The 14422-nt window shown below is 67.6% G+C and carries 15 protein-coding genes and 1 tRNA gene; 11 read left to right on the forward strand and 5 right to left on the reverse strand.

Annotated elements, in window-relative coordinates:
- The 4 genes from GJ693_RS08260 to GJ693_RS08275 form a co-directional block, all read left to right on the forward strand.
- Positions 1-419 (forward strand): murein hydrolase activator EnvC family protein (locus GJ693_RS08260; RefSeq protein WP_156255839.1); only part of this gene is annotated, 419 nt, incomplete at its 5' end.
- A gap of 51 nt (positions 420-470) precedes the next feature.
- Positions 471-1799, forward strand: coding sequence for a 30S ribosomal protein S12 methylthiotransferase RimO (gene rimO, locus GJ693_RS08265; protein WP_156255840.1), 1329 nt, complete (start codon positions 471-473; stop codon positions 1797-1799).
- Entirely contained in the window at positions 1796-3172 is a 1377-nt protein-coding gene (locus GJ693_RS08270; RefSeq protein ID WP_156255841.1) for a leucyl aminopeptidase family protein, read from the forward strand. The genes rimO and GJ693_RS08270 overlap by 4 nt, the downstream gene beginning before the upstream one ends.
- Positions 3169-4005: a C40 family peptidase gene (locus GJ693_RS08275; protein WP_156255842.1), complete on the forward strand. Its 837-nt coding sequence runs from the start codon at positions 3169-3171 to the stop codon at positions 4003-4005. Before GJ693_RS08270 ends, GJ693_RS08275 begins: the two co-directional genes overlap by 4 nt.
- A 145-nt stretch (positions 4006-4150) precedes the next feature.
- Here the strand turns inward: GJ693_RS08275 and GJ693_RS08280 are convergent, their stop codons facing one another.
- A complete protein-coding gene (locus GJ693_RS08280) occupies positions 4151-4951 on the reverse strand; it encodes a class I SAM-dependent methyltransferase (RefSeq protein WP_156255843.1) in 801 nt (266 codons plus the stop codon).
- A gap of 102 nt (positions 4952-5053) precedes the next feature.
- Between GJ693_RS08280 and GJ693_RS08285 the strand changes: the two genes are divergently transcribed.
- Positions 5054-5251 carry a hypothetical protein gene (locus tag GJ693_RS08285; protein ID WP_156255844.1) on the forward strand — a complete coding sequence of 66 codons (198 nt, stop codon included), beginning with the start codon at positions 5054-5056 and terminating at the stop codon, positions 5249-5251.
- Here GJ693_RS08285 and GJ693_RS08290 read toward each other — a convergent pair.
- Both GJ693_RS08290 and GJ693_RS08295 read right to left on the reverse strand, forming a co-directional pair.
- Complete coding sequence (locus tag GJ693_RS08290) at positions 5238-5648, reverse strand: acyl-CoA thioesterase (RefSeq protein ID WP_156255853.1); 411 nt, start codon at positions 5646-5648, stop codon at positions 5238-5240. The genes GJ693_RS08285 and GJ693_RS08290 overlap by 14 nt on opposite strands.
- Positions 5632-7716 carry a S9 family peptidase gene (locus tag GJ693_RS08295; protein ID WP_156255845.1) on the reverse strand — a complete coding sequence of 695 codons (2085 nt, stop codon included), beginning with the start codon at positions 7714-7716 and terminating at the stop codon, positions 5632-5634. Before GJ693_RS08295 ends, GJ693_RS08290 begins: the two co-directional genes overlap by 17 nt.
- A gap of 109 nt (positions 7717-7825) precedes the next feature.
- Here GJ693_RS08295 and GJ693_RS08300 point away from each other — a divergent pair, with 109 nt between their 5' ends.
- Together GJ693_RS08300 and GJ693_RS08305 are read left to right on the forward strand one after the other, a co-directional pair.
- Positions 7826-9622: an aminopeptidase P family protein gene (locus GJ693_RS08300; protein WP_156255846.1), complete on the forward strand. Its 1797-nt coding sequence runs from the start codon at positions 7826-7828 to the stop codon at positions 9620-9622.
- A gap of 78 nt (positions 9623-9700) precedes the next feature.
- Complete coding sequence (locus GJ693_RS08305) at positions 9701-10255, forward strand: glutathione peroxidase (protein WP_156255847.1); 555 nt, start codon at positions 9701-9703, stop codon at positions 10253-10255.
- On the opposite strand, the gene GJ693_RS08310 is transcribed toward GJ693_RS08305, so the two are convergent.
- Positions 10252-10458: a hypothetical protein gene (locus GJ693_RS08310; RefSeq protein ID WP_156255848.1), complete on the reverse strand. Its 207-nt coding sequence runs from the start codon at positions 10456-10458 to the stop codon at positions 10252-10254. The two genes, GJ693_RS08305 and GJ693_RS08310, sit on opposite strands and share 4 nt — an antisense overlap.
- A 40-nt stretch (positions 10459-10498) precedes the next feature.
- Here GJ693_RS08310 and GJ693_RS08315 point away from each other — a divergent pair.
- The 4 genes from GJ693_RS08315 (at position 10499) to GJ693_RS08330 (ending at position 12952) form a co-directional block, all read left to right on the forward strand.
- Positions 10499-10573 (forward strand) — tRNA-Thr (locus GJ693_RS08315).
- A 100-nt stretch (positions 10574-10673) separates the two neighbouring features.
- Positions 10674-11123, forward strand: coding sequence for an Lrp/AsnC family transcriptional regulator (locus GJ693_RS08320; RefSeq protein ID WP_156255849.1), 450 nt, complete (start codon positions 10674-10676; stop codon positions 11121-11123).
- A gap of 4 nt (positions 11124-11127) precedes the next feature.
- Entirely contained in the window at positions 11128-11565 is a 438-nt protein-coding gene (locus tag GJ693_RS08325) for a hypothetical protein (RefSeq protein ID WP_156255850.1), read from the forward strand.
- 49 nt (positions 11566-11614) lie between these two features.
- Positions 11615-12952 (forward strand): M24 family metallopeptidase, encoded by a 1338-nt coding sequence (locus GJ693_RS08330; protein ID WP_156255851.1) that lies wholly within the window; start codon positions 11615-11617, stop codon positions 12950-12952.
- On the opposite strand, the gene GJ693_RS08335 is transcribed toward GJ693_RS08330, so the two are convergent.
- Positions 12949-14422 (reverse strand): ABC transporter permease/substrate-binding protein (locus tag GJ693_RS08335; RefSeq protein WP_156255852.1); only part of this gene is annotated, 1474 nt, incomplete at its 5' end. The two genes, GJ693_RS08330 and GJ693_RS08335, sit on opposite strands and share 4 nt — an antisense overlap.

Here is a 14422-nt window from a genome sequence, read left to right on the forward strand (position 1 = left end):
AACCGCCACCGGCGCCGTTGCCGCCCGTCACCGGCACCGCGCCCGCCTTCCGTTGGCCGCTGCCCGGCCGCATCCTCTCCGGCTTTGGCGCCAAGCCGGGCGGGCGCTTCAACGACGGCGTCAACCTCAAGGCCAGCGCCGGTGAACCCGTGCGGGCGGCCGGCGACGGCGTCGTCGCCTATGCCGGCGATGCGATTCCGGGCTTCGGCAACCTGCTGCTGGTCAAGCACGCCGGCGGCTGGGTTTCGGCCTATGCCCACAACGAGGCACTGCTGGTGGCACGTGGGCAGCGCGTGAAGGCCGGCGAAGTGATTGCGCGCGCCGGCCAGTCGGGCGCGGTGGCAGAGCCCCAATTGCATTTCGAATTGCGGCGCGGGCGCACCCCGGTGGACCCTGCCAAGGTGATCGGCGGGCGGTAGCGCCTGGCTGCCCCCTTGCACTTTTTGGCTGAACAGCGCAGGGCGCGCGCGATGACATTGAACCTTGATACTGCCCCGCGGGTCGGCATGGTGTCCCTGGGTTGCCCCAAGGCGCTGGTCGATTCCGAACGCATCCTCACCCAGCTTCGCGCCGATGGCTATGCGCTGTCTGGCGATTACGCCGGCGCGGATGTGGTGATCGTCAACACCTGCGGCTTTCTCGATTCCGCCAAGGCCGAAAGCCTGGAGGCCATTGGCGAGGCGATTTCGGAAAACGGCAAGGTGATCGTCACCGGCTGCATGGGCCACGAGGCCGACGCCATCCGCGCCCGCTTCCCCGATGTGCTGGCCGTGACCGGACCGCAGCAATATGAAGCCGTGGTGAGCGCCGTGCACGATGCCGCGCCGCCCGTGCGCTCGGCCTTTGTCGACCTGGTGCCCGATGCCGGGCTGAAACTGACGCCCCGCCATTATGCCTATGTGAAGATTTCCGAAGGCTGCAACCACACATGCGCCTTCTGCATCATCCCATCCTTGCGCGGTCGCCTCGCCAGCCGGCCACCAGCAGCGATCCTGCGCGAGGCCGAAGCGCTGGTGAAGGCCGGGGCCAAGGAACTGCTGGTGATCAGCCAGGACACCTCGGCCTATGGCGTGGACTTGAAGCACGCCACCTCATCGCTGGGCGGTGTCGAGCGGCGCGCCCATATCCAGGATCTGGCCCGCGCGCTCGGCGAGACCGGCGCCTGGGTGCGGCTGCATTATGTCTATCCCTATCCGCACGTGGATGATCTGATTCCGCTGATGCGCGACGGGTTGCTGCTGCCCTATCTCGACATCCCGTTCCAGCACGCCAGCCCGAGCGTGCTGAAGGCGATGAAGCGCCCCGCCAACGAGGCCAAGGTGTTGGAACGCATCCAGAAATGGCGTGAGCTGGTGCCCGATCTGGCCATCCGTTCCACCTTCATCGTCGGCTTCCCCGGCGAGACGGAGGAGGATTTCCAGTATCTGCTGGATTGGCTGGAGCAGGCGCAGATCGATCGGGCTGGCTGCTTCAAATATGAAGCGGTCGATGGCGCGCAGGCCAATGCGCTGCCGGGTGCCGTGCCCGAAGCGGTGAAGGAAGAGCGCTGGCATCGTTTCATGGCGCTGCAAGCGAAGATTTCGGAAGCCCGCCTCGCCGCCAAGATCGGCCGCACCATCGACGTGCTGATCGACGAAGTGGACGATGAAGGCGGTGCATCGGGCCGCAGCAAATATGACGCGCCGGAAATCGACGGCATGGTGCATCTGCGTGATGCGGGCGGTGTGAAGCCGGGCGACATCGTGCCGGTGCTGATCGAGGATGCCGACGAGGCCGATCTGTTCGGAGTGCCGACTTGACCGATTTTGCCGCGCTGCTTGCCGCCACCGATGGTCAGCCCTCGGTCCCCCTCATCCCGGTGACCAAGGCCGGGCTGGATGGCTGGCTCGCAACGCAGAGCGAGCGGGTGCGGGTGGCCGTGGCGGCGCAGGATTTCAAGGCCGCGCCTGACAGCATCGCCATTCTGCCCGGTGATGGCCCCGCCGACTGGTTCGTTGTGGCCGGCGTGGCGGACGGATCACTGGGTCCGTGGGCGCTTGCCGAGGCAGCGGCAAAGCTGCCCGCCGGGCGCTATGCGCTGGCCGGTGAATTGGGCCAGGCCGGGCTGGGCTGGTGCCTCGCCCAGCACAAATTCAGCCGTTATCGCCGCGCCGAAGCCAAGGGCGCGCGGGTGCTGGCAACGACCAGCCTGGGCGCGATCTCGTCCGCTGTCAGCGAGGCGCAGGCGGTGGCACTGGTGCGCGACCTGGTTGACACGCCGGCCAGCGATCTCGGCCCGGCCGATCTGGCGCAGGCGGTGATTGATACGCTGCGGCCGCTCGGCGCCGAGGTGCAGGTGACCAGCGGGGAAGCGCTGCTGTCGCAGAATTTCCCGGCCGTCCACGCCGTCGGCCGCGCGGCTGACCAGGCCCCGCGCCTGATCGAGGCGACGTGGGGTGATGCCAGCCATCCGGTCGTCGCCATCATCGGCAAGGGCATCACCTTCGATAGCGGCGGGCTGAACATCAAGCCGGGCAGCGGCATGGCCTTGATGAAGAAGGACATGGGCGGCGCCGCGCATGCGCTGGCGCTGGCAACGCTGGTGATCCAGGCGAATCTGCGCGTGCGGCTGCACCTGATCATCCCGGCGGCGGAAAATGCCATTTCCGGCAATGCCATGCGCCCCGGCGACATCATCGCGACGCGCGCCGGCAAGACGGTGGAGATCACCAACACCGATGCCGAGGGCCGGCTGGTGCTGTGCGATGCCATCGCGCTCGCGGCCGAGAAGAACCCGGCGCTGATCCTCGATTTCGCCACGCTGACCGGCGCCGCGCGGGTGGCGCTGGGGCCGCAACTGCCGGCGCTGTTTGCCAATGATGATGCGCTGGCCAGTGAGCTGCTGGCCGCGGGCGCGCAGGTGGGCGATCCGGTGTGGCGGCTGCCGTTATGGGCACCCTATCACGACCTGCTCAAGTCCAGCCTGGCCGACATGGTCAACAGCGCCGATGGCGGCTTTGCCGGCGCCATCACGGCAGCGCTGTTCCTGGAAAAATTCGTGCCCGCGGGCGTCGCCTGGGCGCATTTCGACACCTTCGCCTGGAACAATGCCAGCCGGCCCGGCCGTCCCAAGGGCGGCGAGGCGCTGGCCTTGCGCGCCAGCTGGGCCGTCTTGAGGAGCCGGTTCGGATGAGTTGGGTGCTCAGGGGGCCGGCCCAGCGGTTCGAGCCGCGCGAGTGGTTCGCCGGGCCGGAGGTGGTGGAACTGGCGCTGGCCGGCGAGATCGGCGCGGTGCGCTATGTCGAGCCGAAAGCGCTGGTCTGCACGGCGCCGCGCGTGACGGTGCGCAGCGCGGCCGATGCCGCAGCCGAAGCGTCGAGCGAGCTGCTGTTTGGCGAGGATTTCGAGATTGTTGATGTGAAGGCCGGTTTCGCGCTCGGGCGGTCACTGCACGATCGCTACATCGGCTGGGTGCCGCTCGATGCGCTCGCTTTGCCCAGTGCGGCGCCGACGCACCGCGTCACGGCGCGGCGTGCACCGGTGTTCGGCGCTGCCAGCATCAAGGCTGCGGTGCGCCACGAACTGCCGTTCGCCGCGCGGGTGGCCGGCACGATGGCGGGCGATTTCCTGGCGCTGGCCAGTGGCGGCTTCCTGCACCGTCGCCATTTCGAGCGCGCGCCGGCCGATCGCGTTGCCGCGGCGGCGCTGTTCATGGGCGCGCCCTATCTGTGGGGCGGCCGCACGCCCGACGGCGTCGACTGTTCCGGCCTGGTGCAGCAGGCGCTGGCCGCCGAAGGCATCATGCTCCGGCGTGACACCGATCTGCAGCGCGCTGAAGGCGAGGTGGTACCGTTCCGGGCGCGGGCGGCGGGCGACCTGATGTTCTGGCCCGGCCATGTCGGCCTGCTGCTCGATGGCGACCAGCTGTGCCACGCCAATGCCTATTGGATGGCGGTGGTGACGGAGCCCCTGGCCGACGTGATCGCGCGCGCCGGCGCGGAGCCAGAGGTGCGGCGGTTCCGCTAAAGCGCGGCGAGAGGATAATGCCGAGCATTATCCTCCGACTCGCGCGAAGCCGGCCGGCGGGTTCGGGCAAGCCGGCGCCACGGCTTTGCCGGGGCAGAGGCTTGCTCGAAGCCCGTTCGACGTCATGGCTTGACCGAAACGGGCGTTACGCCTTCGGCTTCACGAACTTCAGCGTCATGCGATCGCTCTCGCCGATCGCCGCAAACTTCGCCTTGTCCACGTCGCCCTTGGCGAAGGTCGGCGGCAGGGTCCACACGCCATCGGGGTAATCCTTGGTGTCCTTCGGATTGGCGTTCACTTCGGAGGAGCCAACCAGCTTGAAGCCGGCCTTTTCGGCCAGCATCTTCACATAGCTGACCTTCATGTAGCCGCTCTTCTTCATGTCGGCGTCCGGACGGTCTTCCGGCAGGCGGTGTTCGACCACGCCCAGCGTGCCGCCCGGCTTCAGCGCCTTGAAGAAGGCATTGAACGCCTCCTGGTCCCAGCCGGCCATGTGCCAGTTGTGGACGTTGCGGAAGGTGAGCACGACGTCGGCGCTACCAGGCGTCACGATGTCGTCCACGCCCTTGCCGAACGTGCCGATGCCGATGTCGCCATAGATCGTCTTGTCGGCATATTTGGTCTTGAACGCCTCGACGCTCTTGGCTGCGTTCAGCGAGGCGAGCGGGTTGGCGAGGCCGGCGACATATTTGCCTTTCGCCTTCATCGCCGGGGCGAGAATTTCGGTATACCAGCCGCCGCCGGGCGAGACTTCGACGACAGTGTCGGTCGGCTTGATGCCGAAGAATTTCAGGGTTGCGGCCGGGTGGCGATATTGATCGCGCGCCTTGTCGGCCGGCTTGCGCCAGGCGCCGGCGATGGCGGCATCGAAGGGGCCGGCGGCAATCGCCGGGGCAGCGATGGCGGCGACAGCAAGGGCAGAAGCAAGCGCGAGACGGCGGATCATGCGGGTTTCTCCGATCAGGTGATGCACTGGCGTAAAACAGCTGGCCATGGCCTGCAAGGCAGGAGATTGCTCCGGCGTGAACGGCCTGCCAAAGGGCGGCGCATGGATATCGAAACGACCCTGGCGCTGCTGGCTGCCGGTGTGGTGGCTGCGCTGGCCGGTGCCCTGGGCGGCGTGGCACGGCGACGGTCGCCGCTGGCCTGGCATGCGCATCTGCCGTGGAACGGCATTGCGTTTCTGGGCGTGGCCGGCGTGCTGCTCGCCGCCGTGCATCTGTTCACGCTGGTCAGGGCCGGATGAACGGTGCGGCGATGTCGGGGCGGACGCGCGCCAGCCGGCCCGTCGCCTTGTCGATCAGCGCCCATGTGGTGATGGCCTTCACGCGCAGCGCGCCATCCGGGCCGGCGATCTCGACATGGCGATCAAAGCGCGCGCCCCTGGGCTCGCCGACCCAGGTGGTCAGGGTCAGCGTTTCGCCGTCCAGCGTCTGCTTCAGATAATCGATCTCGTGCCGGGTTACGACCCAGACATAGGTGTCGCGATGTTCCGGCGGGGCGACCGCGCTCCAGTGCGCGGTCGCCACGTCCTGAATCCACTTGAGGTACACCGCGTTGTTGACGTGGCCGAGTTCATCGATGTCGGCCGCCTGCGCGGTCACCTGCAGGCTGAAGCTGCGGCGGTCAGCCGGCGGCGGCATCAGTGTGATCTGGGCCAAGCCCGAACTGGGTCAGGATGAAGGCATATTCCTCCGCCAACTCCTCCAGCGCCGCAAAGCGCCCGGACTTGCCGCCATGGCCGGCGCCCATGTTGGTCTTGAAGACGAGGATATTGTCGTCGGTCTTGCAGTCCCGCAGCTTGGCCACCCACTTGGCCGGCTCCCAATAGGTGACGCGCGGATCGTTGAGGCCGGCGGTGACCATCAGCGGCGGATAGGCTTGGGGCCTCACCTGGTCGTACGGCGAATAGGAGCGGATCAGTTCGAAATCGGCCTTGCTGGTGATCGGGTTGCCCCATTCCGGCCATTCGCCCGGCGTCAACGGCAGGCTTTCATCGAGCATGGTGTTGAGCACATCGACGAACGGCACATGGGCGACCACGGCGCGGAACAGGTCCGGCGCCTGGTTGATCACCGCGCCCATCAGCTCGCCGCCCGCCGAGCCGCCGCTGGCCGAGATCATGCCCGGCGCCGCCCAGCCGGCCGCCACCAGCCCGCGCGCCACGTCGACGAAATCGTTGAACGTGTTGCTGCGCTTGGCCAGCTTGCCATCCAGATACCATTGATAGCCCAGGTCATCGCCGCCGCGGATCTGGGCGATGGCAAAGGCCATGCCGCGATCGAGCAGCGACAGCCGATTGGCCGAAAAGCCCGGGGTCATCGCGATGCCATAAGCGCCATAGGCATAAAGATGCAGCTTGCCGGTCCCGTCGGGCTGGAAGCCCTTCCGGTAGACGATGGCGACCGGCACCTTCACGCCATCGCGCGCCGTCACCCAGATGCGCTGGCTTTCATACTGGCTGGCGTCATAGCCGGATGGCACCTGTTGCATCTTGCGGGTGATCAGCGTGCCGGCGGCGACATCATAGTCATAGACCGTGGCCGGCGTGACCATCGAGGCATAGTTGAGCCGGAGCAGCGGTGCGTCCGGTTCCAGGTTGCTGCCGATGCTGGCCGTGTACGCGGCTTCGGTGAAAGGGATCACCGTCTCGCTGCCGTCATCCCGGCGCAGCACGATCCGGTCCAGCCCGTCGCGGCGACCCTCGATGGCGAGATAGGAGGCAAAGGCGGCGATGCCGGTGATATAGTCTTGGGTGTTGCCGGCAATCAGCGTGGTCCATGCGCCCGGTGCCGCGATGCTGGCGGTGGCGATGCGGAAATTCACATGGGTATCATTGCTGCGGATGAACAGGCGATCGCCGCGCACATCGACGTCATAGCGCACGCCGGCCTGGCGCGGCCTCACCAGCAGCGGCGGCGCGGCCGGGTCGCTGGCCGGCACCAGCCGCACTTCGCTCGACACATGGTCTGACGTGGTGATGATCAGCCACTGGCCATCCTGGCTCTTGGCGACACTGACGCCGAAGCCCTTGTCCTCGGTCTCCTCGTAGAGCACGCGGTCTTCGCCAGTCTGACCCAGCACGTGCAGCCGTGCCTTGATGCGCCGCCACTGCTCGTTGACCTCGGTCCAGACAATGGCCTTGGAATCCGCCGTCCACACGATGGCGCCAACGCTGACCGTGGTGACGGTCTCCAGATCCGCGCCGCTCGCAATGTCGCGGATGCGGACGGTGAAGCGCTCGCTGCCGTCGGTATCGGTGGCATAGGCGACCAGCCGGCCATCCGGGCTGATGCTCTGCGCACCCAGCCGGAAATAGTCGTGGCCGCTGGCCAGTTCGGGTTCGGACAGCACCAGTTGCTCGGCACCGCCCGCTTTCGGCCGCCGCATCCAGGTGCGATACTGGTCGCCGGGCTTGAACTGCCACCAATATTCAAAGGCGCCGTTGGGCACCGGCACCGAGGCATCATCCTGCTGCACCCGGCCCTTGAGTTCGTCGTAGAGCTTGTCCTTCAGGGCCGCGACCGGCGCCATCTGCGCTTCGAACCAGGCGTTTTCGGCCTCCAGATAGGCCAGCACATCGGGATCATTGACGGTGGGATAGCCGGGGTCCTTCAGCCAGTTGTACGGGTCTTCCACCGTGATGCCGTGGTGGGTGAAGTTGTGCGGGTGCTTGGCGGCGATCGGGGGTGTGAGCGGGGAAGCGGTCATCTGGGCATCGGCTCCGGCGGCGGCAGGCGGTGCGGCACATGTGCGCCGCGCTTGAGGCGCGCGGGCAGTGCGCCTATCTGGGTCGGGAGTGATATAGGGAAGCTTCGTCATGTCCACCATCTCGTCACGTCTTGCCGCCCTGCGCGCCGAACTGGCCGCGCAAGGCCTGGCCGGTTTCGTGGTGCCACTCACCGACGAGCATATGAGCGAATATGTCGGCGAATATGCCCAGCGGCTGGCGTGGATCAGCGGCTTTGGCGGTTCGGCCGGCAGCGCCGTGGTGATGACCGACAAGGCGGCGATGTTCACCGATGGCCGCTACACCGTGCAGGTGCGCCAGCAGGTTCCGGCCGATCTGTTCGCTTATGAGGATGTGCCGAAAACGAGCACCGCGCAGTGGCTGGGCGAACAGGCCCAGGCCGGCCAGCGCATCGGCTACGACCCCTGGTTGCACACCCGCCAATGGGCCCGCCAGGCCGCCGGCCAGTTGACGGCGCGCAAGGCCGAGCTGGTGGCGGTGACGCACAACCCCATCGACGCGGTTTGGACGGACCGGCCAGCGCCGTCCCTCGCGCCGCTGGAAGTGCATGACGACCAGTTCGCCGGCCGCAGCCATGGCGACAAGCGCGCCGAGGTCGCCCGCTGGCTGGCGGAGAAGGGCGCTGATGCCGTGGTCATCGCCGCGCTCGATTCGATTGCCTGGCTGCTCAACATCCGCGGCAAGGATGTCGCCCGCACGCCGGTGGCGCTGGCGTTCGTGATCGCCCACAAGGATGGCAGCGTCGATCTGTTCACCCACCCCGCCAAGATCACGCCGGCGGTGCAGGCCCATCTGGGCGAGGCAGTACGCTGCCAACCCCGCGACGGCTTCGAAGCGGCGTTGAAGGCCATGGCCGGGCAGACGGTGGTGGTCGATCCGCAGTCGTGCGTGGCCGCCATCTTCGAAGCGCTGGAAGCCGGCGGTGCCCGCATTCTCGAAGCGCGTGACCCGACCGTGCTGCCGCGCGCCATCAAGAACCCGGTGGAGATCAGCGGGACGGTGGCGGCGCATGTGCGCGACGGCGCGGCGCTCACGCGCTTCCTGGCCTGGTTCGACGCCGAAGCGCCCAAGGGTGGGCTCGACGAGCTCAGCGCCGCCGAACGGCTGCGCCAGTTCCGCGCCGAGACCAACAGCCTCGAGGACCTGTCGTTCGACACCATCTCGGCCGCCGGACCCAACGCCGCGCTGCCGCATTACCGGGTGAGCGAGGAGACCAACCTGCCCATCCGCAATGACAGCATCTATCTCGTCGATTCGGGCGGCCAGTATCGTGACGGCACCACTGACGTGACCCGCACCATGGTGGTCGGCACGCCGACGCCGGAGATGCAGGACCGCTTCACCCGCGTGCTGAAGGGCCATATCGCGCTGGCCCGCGCCATCTTCCCGGCCGGCACCAAGGGCGTGCAGCTGGATGCGCTGGCGCGTCAGCATCTGTGGGCCGTTGGCTTGGACTACAACCACGGCACCGGGCATGGTGTTGGCAGCTATCTGTCCGTCCACGAAGGCCCGCAGCGCATCGCCGCGGCCTGGTCGGCGCAGCCGGGCGGCGATGAACCGCTGCAGCCGGGCATGATCCTCTCCAACGAGCCGGGCTATTACAAGGCGGGCGACTATGGCATCCGCATCGAGAATCTGGTGCTGGTCGAGCGCCGCTCCGCCGAAGGCGCCGAACGCGAGATCATGGGCTTCAAGGAGCTGACGCTGGCGCCGATCGACCGCCGTCTGGTGGATGTCAGCCTGCTCACCGACGAGGAACGCGACTGGTGGAACGCCTATCACGCCCGCGTCGCTGCCGAGATCGGGCCGCTGCTCACCGATCCGGCCGAGCAGGTCTGGCTGGAAACGGCCTGCGCGCCGCTCTGACCCCCTGCGTCATCCTTCGCCTTCGTGATTGCGTGGGGGCGTGGTATCAGCCGGCCACATTCAGGACGGGAGCCCAATATGCTGAAGCACATCACCCTTGCCGCCGCGCTGATCGCTTTGCCGGCCATCGCCGCCACCCCGGCGGCCGACACGGTCTATCAGTTCAACCTCAAGACCATCGATGGCAAGCCGATGCCGCTGGCGCAGTACAAGGGCAAGGTGGTGCTGCTGGTCAACACCGCCTCGATGTGCGGCTTCACCCCGCAATATGAAGGCCTGCAGAAGCTGCACGACAGCTACAAGGCCAAGGGCTTCACCGTGATCGGTGTGCCGTCGGGCGATTTCGGTGACCAGGAATTCGGCAGCAACGGCGAAGTGAAGCAGTTCTGCGAAAGCAAGTTCGGCATCAAGTTCCCGATGGCCGAAAAGGCCGTGGTCAAGGGCCCGAAGGCGATCCCGGTCTACAAGTGGGCCGCCGCGACGTTGGGTGATGACAAGACCCCGCAGTGGAATTTCCACAAATATCTGATCGGCAAGGATGGCAAGCTGATCGCCGCCTTTGGCACCAAGACCACGCCGATGTCGCCGGAAGTCACCGGCGCCGTGGCCAAGGCGCTGACCGCCAAGGGCTAATCCTTTTCGGGCTGGGCGGTCGGGTGCTGGTCCTTGCCGGGATCAGCCGAACCGCCCAGGCCCTTGCGCTTGCGCAAGTTGGCGCGCAGTGCCGCTGCCAGCCGTTCGGCGCGGATCTGCTGTTCTGATTTGCGGCCGCTTTCGCTCATGGCGCTGCCATAGCCGATCCGGCAGCGCTTGACAGGGGGGGAGCGCTTGGCCATAGGGCCGCTTCCCGCATCACTGCGGGCCATTCGGGGCCGTGCTGCCGTAGCTCAGTGGTAGAGCGCATCCTTGGTAAGGCTGAGGTCGGGAGTTCAATCCTCCCCGGCAGCACCACCCCCGAAGCCATGCTGTACCGCATCGAACCCCCGGCCCAACCGCCGGGGGTTTCGCTTTTTTCACTTTGCTTGTCGGCGGCATCCGGTAAATTGCCGGTATGGACAAGATTGATTCGGATATTTTGCGGTTTCTTCAGCAGGACAACCGCATAACCGCGGCCGAGCTGGGCGCCGCGGTGGGCCTGTCGACCTCGGCGGCCAATGACCGGTTGCGGCGATTGAATGCCAGCGGTGCCGTGCTGGCCAATCGCGCCATCGTGGCGCCGGCGGCGCTGGGCCGCACCCTGCTGGCCTTTCTGTTCGTCGATCTGGAACCGCGCAGTGACGAGGCCGGATTCGCCGCTGCCATGGCCGCCGCGCCCGACGTGCTGGAGGCGCACCACATCACCGGGCCGCACAACTGGCTGGTGAAGCTGCGCGTGGCCGACACAGCGGCGCTGCAACGCTTTCTGGCCAGCACGCTGAAGCCCTTGGCCGGCGTGATCCGCACCGAAACCCTGATCGTGCTCGACACCGCCAAGGAAACGAGCGTTCTGCCCACGGATTGATCCCATGTTCGACACAATAACCATCGCCCGCATCGGCGAGATGATGATCGCCACCACCTTGCCGAGGCCGGAATGGACCCACGCCGCCCATATCGCCGCGGCCGCCCATATCCTGACCAGCCGGCCCGATCTGGACGCCGAGCGCGACATGCCGGGCCTCATCCGCCGCTACAACGAGGCGGTGGGGGGCGTGAACAACGACACCGCCGGCTATCACCACAGCATCACGCTCGCTTCCATCGCCGCCGTGCGCGCCGGGCTGGCCTTGGCCCCGGAGGGCACGCTGGCCGACAAGGTCAATCACCTGCTCGGCGGCCTGCTGGGCGACAAATATTGGCCGGAACGCTTCTGGACCAAGGAGCTGCTGTTCAGCGTGCCCGCCCGCCGTGGCTGGGTGGCGCCCGACAAGGCGCCCCTGCCCTTCGCGGTTCTGGCGGGCTGACAAGCCGGCGCGCCTCCCCTAAACCCATGGTCAACAAGGGGAGATGGGGATGAAGGCGATCTTGACCGCACTGCTGCTGGCGACAGCGACGACGACAGCCGCGCAGGATTACCAGCGCCCGGGCGTGCCGGCCCTGCGTGACCGGGTCGCCGCGCACGACCGGCTGGTCAAGGCGCGGCTCGACCAGGTGGTGCCGAAGATCATGCGCGAAGTGGGCTTGGACATGTGGGTCCTCATCGCGTCGGAATATAATGAAGACCCGGTGGTGAAGGCGATGCTGCCCGCCACATGGACGTCGGCGCGGCGGCGCATGGTGCTGATCTTCCACGATCGCGGGCCGGAAAAGGGCGTCGAGCGTCTTGCGGTGGCGCGCTATCCGGTGGGCGATCTGTTCCCGTCGGCCTGGGATCCGGAAGCCCAGCCCGACCAGTGGGCGCGCGTCGCCCAGTTGATCAGCGAGCGCAATCCCAGGCGCATCGCCGTCAATATTTCCAAGGATTTCGCCCTGGCCAACGGGCTGGCCACCGGGGAGCAGCAGCAGCTGGTCAAGGCCATCGGGCTGCTGGCCAGCCGGCTGGAAAGCCACGATCGGCTGGCGCTGGGCGTGCTCGAAACCCGCACGCCCGAGGACATGGCGGTGTACAACGGCATCATGCGCGTCGCCCATGCTCTGATCCCGGAAGGCCTGTCGGAGAAAGTGATCACGCCGGGCGTGACGACCACGCAGGACGTGGTGTGGTGGTACCGCGAGCGACTGGCCGATCTGCGCCAGGATGCCTGGTGCCAGCCGTCGGTGGATGTGCAGCGCGCGCAGGGGCCGGGCATGGTGCCGGGCCGCCAGACCCTGCCCGACAATGTGGTGATCATGCCGGGCGATCTGCTGCATGTTGATTTCTGTGCCGGCATGCTGGGGCTGAAGACCGACACGCAGATGCTGGCCTATGTGCTGCGCCCCGGTGAAACCGATGCGCCGGCAGGCCTGAAGGCCGGCATGGCCGCCGCCAACGCGGTGCAGGATGCATTGGTGGCCAGTTTCAGGACCGGCGCCACCGGCAACGAGGTGCTGATGGCGGCGCGCGCGAAGGCGATCGCGGCCGGCACCAATCCGGTGATCTACACCCACAGCATCGGCCTGCACGGCCACGGCGCCGGGCCGTGGATCGGCAGCTGGGAGAATCAGAAACCGATCGCTGGCCGCGGCGATTATCGCATCTATCCAGACACCGCCTGGTCGATCGAGCTGGCGGCGCTGGCCAGGGTGCCGGAATGGGGCAATGCGGAGGTGCGCTTCCCGCTGGAGGTGGACGGCTATTGGAACGGCACGTCGTTCCGCTGGATCGATGGCCGGCAGACGCAGCTGCTGCTGATTCCGCGGCCGGCGCGTTAGAGGCCAGTCTTCGCTGCCAGCCAACGCGCCGCGTCGGCCGGGCTGCGCTTGTCGGTCGGCCGGTCCGCCTGCCAGTTGGCGGCGCGCATGGTCTCGACCGGGATGCGGCCTTCGTAGCGGGCGAGGCGACGGGCGAGATCATCCCGCCCCGGCGCCACAAGCAGCAGCGCGTCATAGGCCGGCAGCGCGCCGCGATCATCGGCGAGCAGCACGACATCGGCCCCTGCCAGCGCGCCGTCGCTCGAATAGGCAGTGATCACGTCGGCCGATCCCTGTTTCAGCGCCGCCACCATCAGGATCGGCGTGAAGGCGCGGATCGAGGCGAACTCGAGGCCATAAGTGCGGCGCAGCGCCGCCCATTCGCTGCGCGACTGGAATTCCAGGTCGGTCGCCAGCCGCAGGCGCTGCTTCACCCGCGCCAGATCGCTGATCGTTCTCACCCCCAGCCGTGTCGCATCGGCGCGCCGCATCGCCAGCGCATAGGCGTTTTCAAAGCCCAGCCGCGCCGCCAGCGTCACGCCATAGCGCGCCTTCAGCTCGCGGCTGAGGATCGGCAGCATCTGGGCACGCGGCAGCACGTCGGTCCGGCCCAGCGCCTGGGTCCACAGCGTGCCGCCATAATCGATGCCGATGTCGATGCCGCCGGCGGCCAGGCTCTGGAAGGCGATGCCGGAGCCGAGGCCGGAGCGGATGGCGACGCTGCGCCCATCGCGCTTCAGATCCGCCGCGATCAGTTCGGCGAGAATATATTGCTCCGAAAAGGTCTTGGTGCCGATCAACACCGGCCTGGTGGCTGTTTCCGGCCGGCTCTGCCACCACCAGCCGGTGACGCCGCCGGCCAGCAGGCCGAGCAGCACCAGGCCCTTGACGGCGGGCGCCCAGCGCCGCTGCGCGATGCCAGCCTGGCACCAGCCCAGCGCGCCATCAACGATCAGCGCCAGCGCGGCAGCGGCCACACAGCCAAGCAGCACCTGCTGCCAATCCTGCAGCTGCAGCCCGGCAAAGATCAGATCGCCCAGGCTTTCCTGCCCCACCATGGTGGCGAGCGTGGCGGCGCCGATTGTCCACACCGCCGCCGTGCGCAGCCCGCCCATCACCACCGGTGCCGCCAGCGACAGTTCGACATGAAACAGCCGCTGTGCCGCGGTCATGCCGATGGCGCGGCCGGCCTCACGCACGCTGTCGGGCACAGCCGCCAGCCCGCCGGCGCCGCCGCGCAGCAGCGGCAGCAGCGCATAGAGCGAGAGCGCCAGCAGCGATGGCAACAGGCCCAGCGACGGCACGGGCAGCCCGGTGAGGTTCCTGAGCAGCACCAGCAGCGGGAAGAACAGCGCCAGGAGCGCCAGCGCCGGCACCGTCTGCACCACGCTGGCCAGGCCCATCACCGTGCGCCGCAGCCAGGGCCGGCCCGGCATCAGCAGCACCAGCGGCGTCGCCACCAGCAGCGCCAGCGCCAGCGCCGCCGCGCTG

It is taken from the genome of Sandarakinorhabdus oryzae (assembly GCF_009733735.1).
In the GTDB taxonomy this organism is placed as follows: domain Bacteria; phylum Pseudomonadota; class Alphaproteobacteria; order Sphingomonadales; family Sphingomonadaceae; genus Sandarakinorhabdus; species Sandarakinorhabdus oryzae.

Coding starts and splice junctions, on each gene's coding strand:
- GJ693_RS08330 (WP_156255851.1), top strand. CDS start 11,615: ATGAAGGCGATCTTGACCGCACTGCTGCTGGCGACAGCGACGACGACA.
- GJ693_RS08300 (WP_156255846.1), top strand. CDS start 7,826: ATGTCCACCATCTCGTCACGTCTTGCCGCCCTGCGCGCCGAACTGGCC.
- GJ693_RS08295 (WP_156255845.1), bottom strand. CDS start 7,716: ATGACCGCTTCCCCGCTCACACCCCCGATCGCCGCCAAGCACCCGCAC.
- GJ693_RS08285 (WP_156255844.1), top strand. CDS start 5,054: ATGGATATCGAAACGACCCTGGCGCTGCTGGCTGCCGGTGTGGTGGCT.
- GJ693_RS08325 (WP_156255850.1), top strand. CDS start 11,128: ATGTTCGACACAATAACCATCGCCCGCATCGGCGAGATGATGATCGCC.
- GJ693_RS08310 (WP_156255848.1), bottom strand. CDS start 10,458: ATGGCCAAGCGCTCCCCCCCTGTCAAGCGCTGCCGGATCGGCTATGGC.
- GJ693_RS08275 (WP_156255842.1), top strand. CDS start 3,169: ATGAGTTGGGTGCTCAGGGGGCCGGCCCAGCGGTTCGAGCCGCGCGAG.
- GJ693_RS08280 (WP_156255843.1), bottom strand. CDS start 4,951: ATGATCCGCCGTCTCGCGCTTGCTTCTGCCCTTGCTGTCGCCGCCATC.
- GJ693_RS08305 (WP_156255847.1), top strand. CDS start 9,701: ATGCTGAAGCACATCACCCTTGCCGCCGCGCTGATCGCTTTGCCGGCC.
- GJ693_RS08320 (WP_156255849.1), top strand. CDS start 10,674: ATGGACAAGATTGATTCGGATATTTTGCGGTTTCTTCAGCAGGACAAC.
- GJ693_RS08290 (WP_156255853.1), bottom strand. CDS start 5,648: ATGCCGCCGCCGGCTGACCGCCGCAGCTTCAGCCTGCAGGTGACCGCG.
- rimO (WP_156255840.1), top strand. CDS start 471: ATGACATTGAACCTTGATACTGCCCCGCGGGTCGGCATGGTGTCCCTG.